Origin of the sequence: Azohydromonas australica DSM 1124, assembly GCF_000430725.1 — a bacterium.
GTDB classification, from domain to species: domain Bacteria; phylum Pseudomonadota; class Gammaproteobacteria; order Burkholderiales; family Burkholderiaceae_C; genus Azohydromonas; species Azohydromonas australica.
In genome coordinates this window covers 61,625-72,748 of the sequence record NZ_AUMO01000032.1, presented here as the reverse complement: position 1 = coordinate 72,748, position 11,124 = coordinate 61,625, and the positions used below count along the sequence as shown (strand labels likewise).

At 70.8% G+C, this 11,124-nt stretch carries 9 protein-coding genes; 4 read left to right on the top strand and 5 right to left on the bottom strand.

Going from position 1 to position 11,124, the window contains the following annotated elements:
• The first annotated feature begins 9 nt into the window (after window positions 1-9).
• On the top strand, window positions 10-822 hold the full coding sequence (locus H537_RS0104275) for a carbon-nitrogen hydrolase family protein (protein WP_028996904.1): 813 nt from the start codon (window positions 10-12) through the stop codon (window positions 820-822).
• 21 nt (window positions 823-843) lie between these two features.
• On the opposite strand, the gene H537_RS0104270 is transcribed toward H537_RS0104275, so the two are convergent.
• The 3 genes from H537_RS0104270 to H537_RS0104260 form a co-directional block, all read right to left on the bottom strand.
• A complete protein-coding gene (locus H537_RS0104270) occupies window positions 844-2,076 on the bottom strand; it encodes an FAD-dependent monooxygenase (protein WP_028996903.1) in 1,233 nt (410 codons plus the stop codon).
• Window positions 2,073-2,783 carry a nucleotidyltransferase family protein gene (locus H537_RS0104265; RefSeq protein ID WP_028996902.1) on the bottom strand — a complete coding sequence of 237 codons (711 nt, stop codon included), beginning with the start codon at window positions 2,781-2,783 and terminating at the stop codon, window positions 2,073-2,075. The genes H537_RS0104270 and H537_RS0104265 overlap by 4 nt, the downstream gene beginning before the upstream one ends.
• A gap of 581 nt (window positions 2,784-3,364) precedes the next feature.
• A complete protein-coding gene (locus H537_RS0104260; protein ID WP_028996901.1) occupies window positions 3,365-3,943 on the bottom strand; it encodes a hemerythrin domain-containing protein in 579 nt (192 codons plus the stop codon).
• Between the two features lie 178 nt (window positions 3,944-4,121).
• On the opposite strand from H537_RS0104260, the gene tkt reads away from it, so the two are divergent.
• From tkt to H537_RS41105, 3 genes are all read left to right on the top strand, one after another.
• A complete protein-coding gene (tkt, locus tag H537_RS0104255; RefSeq protein WP_169516946.1) occupies window positions 4,122-6,170 on the top strand; it encodes a transketolase in 2,049 nt (682 codons plus the stop codon).
• Window positions 6,171-6,245: 75 nt separating this feature from the next.
• The gene (gene gap, locus H537_RS0104250; protein ID WP_028996899.1) at window positions 6,246-7,244 is read left to right on the top strand and encodes a type I glyceraldehyde-3-phosphate dehydrogenase; all 999 of its coding nucleotides are present in this window, start codon (window positions 6,246-6,248) and stop codon (window positions 7,242-7,244) included.
• A 177-nt stretch (window positions 7,245-7,421) separates the two neighbouring features.
• Window positions 7,422-9,320, top strand: a complete 1,899-nt coding sequence (locus tag H537_RS41105) for a S8 family peptidase (RefSeq protein WP_084150421.1) — start codon at window positions 7,422-7,424, stop codon at window positions 9,318-9,320.
• A 51-nt stretch (window positions 9,321-9,371) separates the two neighbouring features.
• Here the strand turns inward: H537_RS41105 and H537_RS48860 are convergent, their stop codons facing one another.
• Together H537_RS48860 and H537_RS0104235 are read right to left on the bottom strand one after the other, a co-directional pair.
• Complete coding sequence (locus H537_RS48860; RefSeq protein ID WP_051241801.1) at window positions 9,372-10,166, bottom strand: hypothetical protein; 795 nt, start codon at window positions 10,164-10,166, stop codon at window positions 9,372-9,374.
• Window positions 10,166-11,083 (bottom strand): biotin--[acetyl-CoA-carboxylase] ligase, encoded by a 918-nt coding sequence (locus H537_RS0104235; protein ID WP_028996898.1) that lies wholly within the window; start codon window positions 11,081-11,083, stop codon window positions 10,166-10,168. The genes H537_RS48860 and H537_RS0104235 overlap by 1 nt, the downstream gene beginning before the upstream one ends.
• Window positions 11,084-11,124: the final 41 nt, after the last annotated feature.

Below are 11,124 nucleotides of genomic sequence, written 5' to 3'. Positions count from 1 at the left end.
AAGCACCTCATGAAACTTGCCGCCCTGCAGATGGTGTCCACGCCCGACGTGGGCCGGAACCTGGAAGCCGCCGCGCGGCTGATCGCCGAGGCCGCGACGCAGGGCGCCACGCTGGCGTCGCTGCCCGAGTACTTCTGCCTCATGGGGCAGGACGACCGCGACAAGCTGCGCATTGCCGAGGCGGACGGCGCCGGGCCGATCCAGGACTTCCTCTCCGGCGAGGCCAAGCGCCACGGCCTGTGGCTGATCGGCGGCACGCTGCCCATCCGCGCCGCCGACGGGCAGCGCGTGCGCAACGCCTGCTGCGTGTACGGGCCCGACGGCGTGCGCGCCGCGCGCTACGACAAGCTGCACCTCTTTGCCTTCGACAACGGCCGCGAGCACTACGACGAGGCCGTGGCGCTGGAGCCAGGCGACGCGCCGGTGGCGGTGCAGGCGGGGGCGCTGCGGGTGGGCTTGTCGGTCTGCTACGACCTGCGATTTCCGGAGCTGTACCGGGCGATGAGCTTTGGGGAAGGGCGGTCGCCCTGCGACGTGATCAGCGTCCCGGCCGCCTTCACCTACACCACGGGCCGCTCGCACTGGGAGCTGCTGCTGCGCACGCGCGCGGTGGAGAACCAGTGCTACGTGGTGGCCGCTGCGCAAGGCGGCAAGCACGAGAACGGCCGCCGCACCTGGGGGCACAGCATGGTGATCGACCCGTGGGGGGAAGTGCTCTCAGTGGTCGAGGAAGGGGAAGGCATTGCGATCGCGCCCTTCGATGCGGCCCGGATGGGGCAGGTGCGGGTGCAGCTGCCGGCGCTGGGGCATCGGAGGTTGTGAGCGGCGCAGGGAGCGCGCCTTTCACCGCCTCCCAAACATCATCTGCCGCGCCAGCGCCGATTTCAGCGGCGGCACCGCCTGCAATAGCGCCAGCCCCAGCGCCCGCGCCGTCGGCAGTCCCGGCAATTGCCAGGTGAAGCTGCGCGCCAGGAAATCGGTGGCCGCGATCACGCTCCAGCGGTCGGGGGCACGCTGGAATTCCACGCGGCGCAGCGCGGCTTCCACCGAGCCGCTGCGCTTGAGCGCGTGCACCAGCGCATAGGCGTCGCGCAAACCCAGGTTCAAGCCCTGGCCGGCCACCGGGTGCAGCGTCTGCGCCGCGTTGCCGATGCGCACGGTGCGGTCCCGCGCCAGCGTGCGCTCGGCATTCAGCCCCAGCGCGAAAGCCTTCATCGGCGTCACCGCCACCAGCCGGCCCGCCTCGGCCGGGAAGACGTTCGACAGCACCAGCAGCCGCTGCGTGTCGGTCAAATCCTTCACGGGGTCGTCGCGGCTGTCCACGCACCACACCAGCGCGGCGCGATGCAGGCCGTCCGGCCCCGGCGGCAGCGGCAGCAGGGCGGCCGGGCCCTGGCGCGTGAAACGCTCGATGGCCAGGCCCGGACGGCCGCCCTCCAGCGTCACGGTGCCGATCCACGCCGTCTGCCCGTAGTCGCGCGCGATGGACCTGCGCGCCTGCTCGGCGAACACGCCGCCCTCGGCCACCACGGCCAGATCAAAACTCTCGGCGATGCCGGCATCCACCTCCACGCCCTGCGGCAGCGGCTTGATCGACGCCACCGGCGTGCCAAAGCGGGTGAACAGCCGCTGCGGCTCGGCCGCGGCCTGCTCCAGCCACGCGCGCTGCAGCGGCGCCACCACCGCGCCGTAGGACTGCACCGCGCCCAGCATCGGCACTGCCTCTTCCACGGCGCTGATGCGCACCTGCGGCTCGCCGCCCAGCGGCAAGGTGCCCGGCGGCTGCTGCGAGACGAGCACGTCCTGGATCGGCTGCGCGCTCGCGGCATTCCAGGCTTTCAGCTGCTGCAGCAGCTGCACGCTGCCCAGCGACAGCGCCAGCACGCGCGGGTCGCCGGAGACGTCCTTGTCGGCGCTGCGGCTGTCGAAGAGGGAAATTTGCGCCTGCGGCAGCTGCCGCGCCGCCATCAGTCCCAGCGCCAGGCCCACCGGGCCGGCGCCCACCACGGCGATGCGCGAGGCCGCCGGCACGGCGGCCATGGTGGAAGCGTTGGACGAGGAAGAAATGGTGCTCATGCGGTGTGTTCGCCTTGTGCGTCCAGGGCCGCCAGCCGCTCGGGCGTGCCCACGTCGGTCCAGGCCTCCAGCCAGCGCTCGGCGCCCAGGACGCGGCGCTCGATCGCGGCGTCCAGGTACGGGCGCAGCGGCGCCTTGGTGCCCGGAGGCAGATCGGCCATCAGCTCCTCCACGAAGGCGCGGCGGAACAGGCCCAGGCTGGTCCAAGTGAATCGGGTTTGCGCATCGCGCACGGCCAGGCCGTCGCGGATGCCGAAGTCGCCGCCCGGGTGGTGCGGCGGGTTGTCAGTCAGCCACAGCCTGGCCAGTTGGCCGCTGGCTTCGAAGCGGCGCACGGCCTCGGCGTCGAAGGAGAAGGTGGGCACGAACACGTCGCCCGACACCACCCAGAAGCTGTCGCCCAGCAGCGGCAGCGCCTTCTTCATTCCGCCGGCGGTTTCCAGCGCGCCGCCATGGTCGCGGCCTTCATGGGAATACAGGATTTCCAGCCCGTAGCGCGCCCCGTCGCCCAGTGCGGGCTCGAACTGCTCTTCCAGCCAAGCGGTGTTGACCACCACCCGGCGCACGCCCGCGCGCGCCAGCGCGAGCAGGTGCCATTCGATGAGGCGCCGCCCCTGCACGGACAGCAACGGTTTGGGGGTCCGGTCGCTCAGCGGCCGCATGCGCTCGCCGCGGCCGGCGGCCAGGATCAAGGCTGAAACAGTCATGCGCGGCAGTGTAGGACCGGCCTTTCCACCTCCCTTTGACGCGCCTGTGCACAAGGCTGTGGTCAGCGCGCACAACAACTCGGGCTTGTCCACAGCCCGGGGCCGGTCGGCGATGTTTGTTCTCTGTTCGCACCGGAACAAACAGCGGTGCGGTCCCCAGCCTTCGGCCGCGGCCAAGTTCAAGCCGCGCAAGAACAAACGCCGGTTATCCACAGGCCCGGGCGGCCTCTACCACGACGACCACTCTTAAAAATGAACATCCTTGGAGAAGAAAAACCGGCGAACCAGGACAAGCGAACGAATCCGGAAAGGTTCAAAAGCCGCGTTTCAGGGCAAAACGGTGGAGAAGCTGTGAGCGCCTGAAGGCTTGTCCACACGGCTTTTCACGCAGCGTCGAACCGGAAAAAGTTCATTGCTGACAAGGCTTTGAACAAGCTGTGGGCTAGAGCAGGCTTGTGCACAGAGGGATGCCGGAAGGGGACATCACGGCGCTGCTGAGGGGAGGCTTCGCACCGAAAAGCAAAAACGCCGGCACGAAGCCGGCGTCCTTGGTCAGGGAGAGAAAGCGCGTGCGGGCGGCTTCAGCTTCCCAGCCCGATCGGCGCCGGCGCCATGTTGAGGATGCGCGTGAACAGCGGCCGGTACGCCTGGTCGGGCTCGTGGCCGGTGAGGGGGTCGCGGTTGGCTGCGAACTCGGCGTCGAGCTCGGCCCAGTCCTCGGCCAGCAGGTGCTTCTCGGCCGCGGGCAACACCAGGTTCTCCTCGGTGCCCATGTGCGCCAGGTAGAAGTTGACGTAGCGCTCGGCCGCGGCCTCGAAGGCCTCGCGGCGGGTCTCGCCCATCATCTCGAAGGCCAGCAGCGCGTGCTCCAGCTCGCGGATGGCGCGCTCGCCCTGGGCGTGGTCGGCGTCCAGCGCGTCCAGCACCGGGACCAAGTCCGGGCAGCGCTCGCGCAGGCGCGGGAACAGCAGCTGCGTCTCCTTGGTGTGGTGCAGCCGCTCGGGAAACTCGTCGATGTAGAACAGCATCGCCCGCAGCAGCTCGAAGCTGGGCAGCTTCTGCTCGCGCCTCGACTGGGCCAGCAGCATGGACAGCGAGCGCAGCATGGCGGCCAGGGCCTGGTGCTCGTCGTTGATGATCGTCAGCGAAGCGTGGCGCATGGGGTCCTCCTTGTGCCCTTGCAGCGTGGCAGCACCGGGCCGGCGCGCATTGATGCCGGTCAAGGCTTTCCGGTGCCGAATGCGCACGCGCATGAGGCGCGTCGCAGCCCCGGAGTCAGGGACCGTTTGGGGGGCGGCATAAAATCCGCGTTTTTGCTGCCCACGAGCTCGAAACCGCATGGACCTCGTCGCCGATCTCCCTCAAGAAGCCGCCCAGGATCCCAGCACCCTGATGGCCAATGCCATCCGTGCGCTGGCCATGGATGCCGTGCAGCAGGCCAACTCCGGCCATCCCGGCGCGCCCATGGGCATGGCGGACATGGCGGTCGCGCTCTGGGACCGCCACCTGCGCCACAACCCGCAAGACCCGCACTGGGCCGACCGCGACCGCTTCGTGCTCTCCAACGGGCACGGCTCGATGCTGATCTACGCGCTGCTGCACCTCACGGGCTACGCGCTGCCCATCGAGGAGCTGCGCAACTTCCGCCAGATGCACAGCAAGACCCCGGGCCACCCCGAGGTCGGCATCACCCCCGGCGTGGAAACCACCACCGGCCCGCTGGGCCAGGGCATCACCAACGCGGTGGGCATGGCGCTGGCGGAGAAGCTGCTGGCCGCGGAGTTCAACCGCGAAGGCCACACCGTCGTCGACCACCGCACCTACGTCTTCCTGGGTGACGGCTGCCTGATGGAAGGCATTAGCCACGAGGCCTGCGCCCTGGCCGGTGCCTGGAAGCTCGACAAGCTCACCGCCCTGTACGACGACAACGGCATCAGCATCGACGGCCAAGTCACGCCCTGGTACGTGGACGACGCGCGCAAGCGCTTCGAGGCCTACGGCTGGAACGTCATCGGCCCCATCGACGGCCACGACGTGGAAGCCGTGGACGCGGCGCTGGACGCGGCCAAGACCGTCACCGGCCAGCCCACGCTGGTGATCTGCAAGACCAACATCGGCCACGGCTCGCCCAACCGCGCCGGCACCGCCAAGGCGCACGGCGAGGCGCTGGGCCACGAGGAAATCGCGCTCACCCGCGCCAAGCTGGGCTGGAGCCACGAGCCCTTCGTGATCCCCGAGCAGGCCTACCAGGCCTGGGACGCCAAGGAGCGCGGCGCCGCGGCGCAGGCCGAGTGGCAGCAGCGCTTCGACGCCTACGCCGCCGCCTTCCCCGAGCTGGCCGCCGAGTTCCAGCGCCGCATGGCCGGCGAGCTGCCCGCCAACTTCGCGCAGGTGGCCGTGGACGCCGCCATCGCCGCGCACGAGAAGGCCGAGACGGTCGCCTCCCGCAAGGCCAGCCAGATCGCGCTGGAGTTCTTCACCAAGTCGCTGCCCGAGCTGCTGGGCGGCTCGGCCGACCTGACGGGCTCCAACCTCACGAACACCAGCAGCACGGCCGCGCTGCGCTTCGACGCCGAGGGCAAGCCCAACGGCGGACGCCACATCAACTACGGCGTGCGCGAGTTCGGCATGGCCGCGATCATGAACGGCGTGGCGCTGCACGGCGGCTACATCCCCTACGGCGGCACCTTCCTGACCTTCAGCGACTACAGCCGCAACGCCATCCGCATGGCCGCGCTGATGAAGGCGCGCGTGATCCACGTCTTCACGCACGACTCCATCGGCCTGGGCGAGGACGGCCCCACGCACCAGAGCGTGGAGCACGCCGCGGCGCTGCGCCTGATCCCGAACCTCGACGTCTGGCGCCCCGCCGACACCGCCGAGACGGCCGTGGCCTGGAGCACCGCGCTGCTGAACAAGGCGCGCCCGTCGGCGCTGCTGCTCAGCCGCCAGAACCTGGCCTACCTGCCCAAGTCCGGCCTGGACGAGATCGCCAAGGGCGCCTACGTGCTGGCCGAGCCCAGCGAGGTGGGCCTGAAGAAGAAGGCGCAGGCCGTGATCGTGGCCACCGGCTCCGAGGTGCAGCTGGCGCTGCACGCGCAGCAGCAGCTGGCCGTGGCCGGCATCGCCGTGCGCGTGGTCTCGGTGCCCAGCACCACCGTGTTCGACCGCCAGAGCCGCGACTACAAGGTCTCGGTGCTGCCCGAGGGGCTGCCGCGCATCGCCGTGGAGGCGGGCGTGACCGACTTCTGGTGGAAGTACGGCTGTGCCGCCGTGGTGGGCATCGACACCTACGGCGAGAGCGCCCCGGCGGGCGTGCTGTTCAAGCACTTCGGCTTCACGGCCGAGAACGTGGTCGCCACCGTGCGTGCCGTGCTGGGCAAGTAATTGATTCGGTAGTGCCTGCGCCGCCCGCGGGCGGCGGCGGGCGATGACGGTTTTTCTTTGCAGGAGAGTGACGACATGACCATCAAGATCGGTATCAACGGCTTCGGGCGCATCGGCCGCATGGTGTTCCGCGCTGCGGTGCAGAACTTCAACGACATCGAGGTGGTCGGCATCAACGACCTGCTTGAGCCGGACTACCTGGCCTACATGCTCAAGTACGACAGCGTGCACGGCCGCTTCAAGGGCGACGTGGCGGTCGAGGGCAACAACCTGATCGTCAACGGCAAGAAGATCCGCCTGACCGCGGTGAAGAACCCCGAAGAGCTGAACTGGGGCGAGATCGGCGCCGACATCGTCGTCGAGTCCACCGGCCTGTTCCTGACCAAGGAAACCGCCGAGAAGCACCTGAAGGCTGGCGCCAAGAAGGTGATCATGTCCGCGCCGTCCAAGGACGACACCCCGATGTTCGTCTTCGGCGTCAACGACAAGACCTACGCCGGCCAGGCCATCATCTCCAACGCCTCGTGCACCACCAACTGCCTGGCGCCCGTGGCCAAGGTGCTCAACGACAAGTGGGGCATCAAGCGCGGCCTGATGACCACCGTGCACGCTGCCACCGCCACGCAGAAGACCGTGGACGGCCCGTCCAACAAGGACTGGCGCGGTGGCCGCGGCATCCTGGAAAACATCATCCCGTCCTCCACCGGCGCCGCGAAGGCCGTGGGCGTGGTCATCCCCGAGCTGAACAAGAAGCTCACCGGCATGTCCTTCCGCGTGCCCACCTCCGACGTGTCGGTGGTGGACCTGACGGTCGAGCTCAACGCCGAGGCCTCCTACGCCGAGATCTGCGCCGAGATGAAGGCCCAGAGCCAGGGCGCGCTGCAAGGCGTGCTGGGCTACACCGAGGACAAGGTCGTGGCCACGGACTTCCGCGGCGAGTCCTGCACCTCGGTCTTCGACGCCGACGCCGGCATCGCCCTGGACAAGACCTTCGTCAAGGTCGTGGCCTGGTACGACAACGAGTGGGGCTACTCCAACAAGGTGCTGGACATGGTGCGCGTCATCGCCGCCTGACCGGCCGCGCGGTTTCGTACCCTGCTTCAACGGAAAGCCGCCTTCGGGCGGCTTTTTCATGGGCGCGGCACCGGCGTGCCGCTCGCTGCCATGCGCGGGAACGTGCCAGCCGCGGCAACGTGGCGGCTTTGAACAGGCCTTTATATTGGCCGCCTCCTCACGCTCAGGCGATTGCGAATGAAGAACTCGATGTGGTGGGCGAAAGGCGCCGCTGCTGCGGCGCTGCTGGGTGCTGGTGTTTCCGGGACGGCCTGGGCAGAGCTGTCATCGCCCCTGGCACAGGTGTTGGGGCCTCAGATGGCCAACGGACTGATCGTGCAGCTGCGCGACGCGCCCACGCACGTCCAGGTGGCGCGCGAGCAGGCGCAGTCCGCCGACAGGCGCAGCGCGCGCGGCGAGGCGCACCGCGAGCGGCTGCAGCGCGTCCTGCGCGAAGCCGCGCTGGACCGTGCGGCCATCGACGTGCCTTCGGCGCCGCGCATCGCGGCCACGGGCAGCGCCTCGCAGGTGTTGCGCTTCGAGCGTGTGATGACCCTGGAGCAGGCACGGCGCCTGGCACGGCGCCTGGCGGCCCGCGGCGACGTGCTCTGGGCCGAGCCCAACACGCTGGAGCGACCGCTGCAGAGCAGCACGCCCAGCGATCCCTACTTCGCGGCCAGCGCCTCCAACCCCTTCAACCAGGAAGGCCAGTGGTGGCTGTTCCCGGTAGGGGGTGCCAGCGGCAACGTGCTGGCCGACCGCCGCCGCGGCGTGCCGGGCTTCCAGAGCGCCTGGGCCACCTTCAATGGCTCCACCGCGGCGGCGGTGCCGGTGGCGGTGCTGGACACCGGCATCACGCCCCACGCTGATCTCACTGCTCACCTGGGCACCGGCTACGACTTCGTCAGCACCTTGGCCTACGCGGGTGACGGCAACGGCCGCGACGCCGACCCGAGCGACCCGGGCGACTTCGTCAGCGACGCCGACCGCACGGCCAATCCCGGCCTCTTCGGCTCCGACTGTTCTGCCACCAGCAGTTGGCACGGCACCAAGATCGCCGGGCTGATTGCGGCCGTGACCGGCAACAACGCCGGCGTGGCCGGTGCCAACTGGAACGCCCTGGTGCTGCCCGTGCGTGTGGCGGGCAAGTGCGGCGCGGAGGTGGCGGACATTGCCGACGGCATCCGCTGGGCCGCGGGACTCTCCGTCACCAACGTGCCGGCCAACGCCCGGGCTGCACGCGTCATCAACATCAGCTTCGGTGGCTCCGCCGACTGCACCAGCACCAGCGAGGGTCGGCTCTACCAGCAGGCCATCAATGACGCACGCGGCGTCGGCGCGGTGGTGGTGGCCGCCGCCGGCAACGAGCACACCGCGCCGACGCGCCCGGCCAACTGCAGCAACGTCATCGGCGTGGGGGCGCTCAACCGGGATGGCTTCAAGGCCTCGTACTCCAACTTCGGCGCGTCGCTGGTGATCTCCACGGTGGGCGGCGACAGCCCCGACATAGGCCGCTGGGGCAGTGCCCTGGGCGACAGCGGGCTGCTGACCACCAGCAACGGCGGCACCACCACGCCGGGCACCGAGAGCTACGCATCGGCCTACGGCACCAGCTTCTCCGCGCCGCTGGTGTCCGCGGCCGTCAGCCTGATGCTCGCCCGCAACTCCTCGCTGACGGCCGACCAGATCGTGGCGGGCCTGCAAGCCAGCGCACGGCCGCACGTGACCTCCACGGTGATGGCCAACTGCTCCGATGCCAACCCCGGGCGCTGCATCTGCACGGAAACCACCTGCGGCAAGGGCATCCTGGACATCCAGCGGGCCCTGGCCTACGCCGTCTCGCCGTCTTCGGTCACGGCGGTGGCGGCAGCCAACATCGACAGCGCGGAGCTGACCAGCGCACACGCCGCCAACCCACAGGATCTCGACGCCAATACTCCCGTCACGACCCCCACCACCCCCGCGGGGCCCTGCGGCCGCGACGGCATCTGCGGCGGCGCCACGCAGCCGGCGTGGCTGCTGGGCCTGCTGGCCGCATCGGGCGCGCTGCTGTGGGGCGGCCGGCGGGCCGCGAAGAAGGCGCAGCGGAGGGGCTGAACCCAGCGGGCGCACGGAGCGGGCCTGCTGCCCGCTGCCGCTGCGCCGCGATCAGCTCTTGGTCTTGCGGCAGCCCCTGAAGCCGCCGCGCAGCGCCGGCGTGGGCTCCATGCCGGCGATCTGGGAGCGCACCTCGTCGGTAGGGTGCTCCACGCGCAGCAGCACGGCCGCGGCCTCGCTGGTGGGCACCACGCGCGCCTGCCGCGGGCCGCGCGAGGACTGCAGTGCCGCCAGCGCGGCCTCGGCCTGCGCCTCCTGCGTGTGGCGGCTGAACACCAGTCCCGGCTCCAGCGCCGGCAGGTCATGCGCCAGCTCCGCCTCCACGCCGCGCTGGCGCAGGTCCTGCAGCCGGCGCTGCGCCGTCTTCTGATCGGAGAAGCGGCCCATGTACACCAGGTAGGCCGGTGCCGGCTCCAGCGTCTGGCGCTGCCAGCTGCCGCGGGGCAGGGCGGCCAGCGCCGCCTCGGCCGCGGGCAGGCTCTGCGCATCGAAGGGGCCGGCTTCCAGGCATACCGCGTTGAGCGCCGTCACCGCGCCCGTCACCGGTCCCAGCCCGCCGGCGGCGGTGGAGGCGCCCACGCCCGCCGCCACCGCGGAAGCCGGGGCCGGCGCCAGGGGAGCGTCCTCGGCGTCGGGCGAGGCGCCGTCCTGCAGCGCCTGGGCGACGCGCAACGGGGTGCCGCCGGCGGCCGTGCCCTCCGGAGGCAGCACGCGCACGCGCTCGGGATTGAGCTGCTGCTGCACGCGGGTGGGCTCGCGCTCCTTCTGGTCACTGCTGCCGCCCAGCAGCAGCCAGCTCAGCAGCGCCAGGTTGAGCAGCAGCAGCGCCGCGACCAGGCGGCGCATCAGGACTCGCCGTCCGCGACGGGCGTGCCGGACAGCCGCACGCTCACCTCGCCGCTGGACAGCCGCTGCAGCCCTTGCGCCGTCTCCACCAGCAGCGCGCCGTCCTCGGCCACGCCGCGGGCCACGCCTTCGAACACCGGGGCGGTGGTGCTCACCGGACGGTTCAGCAGCAGGTCACGCCGCGCGTAGCGCTCGGCGAAGGGCTTGAAGCCCTCGCGCTCGTGCTGGCGCAGCACCTCGGCCAGCGACAGCGCCACGCGGTGCAGCACGGCCGGCGGGGTGATGTCAGGTTCGAGCTCGTCGAGGCTGGCGAAGCCGGTGGCGAGGTCGCGCACGGGCTGCGGATGCAGGTTCAGGCCCACGCCGATCACAGCCATGCGGTGCCGGCCCACGGCCACGGTCTCGATGAGCACGCCACCGAGCTTGCGGCCGACCACGGCCGGGTCGACGAGCCACAGGTCGTTGGGCCACTTCAGCGCGATGCGCGGGGCCTGCCCCGGCTGCAGCGGGTCCAGCGCGTCGGCCAGCGCCACGCCCACGCTCAGCGACAGGCCGGACCAGTCCACCGGGTCGAAGGGCAGCGACAGCGAGAAGGTCAGCGAGGCGCCGGGCGTGGCCTGCCAGTTGCGGCCCAGCCGCCCGCGGCCGCGGGTCTGGTGCTCGGCCACCAGCAGGCAGGGCTGGGTGTCATCGGCGCGCCGGCCCAGCGGGGTGGGCGGCTCGTTGGGCGCGGGCGTCGCCTCGGGCGTGTGCGGGTAGGCGCGCCCGGCGCGGCCGCCGGACAGCCGCGCGCGTTCGAGCAGCCGGGTGTTGGTGGAGTCGGCATGCGCCACCACTTCGATCGAGAGCCCCGGCAGGAGCGGCTGCAGCTGTCGCCACAGGGCCTCGGCTTGCCAGTGCAGGCGGGTTTCGTTCATGACTGGTTAACGCATGGCGGTGCCGTGGCGTGCACGGGGCG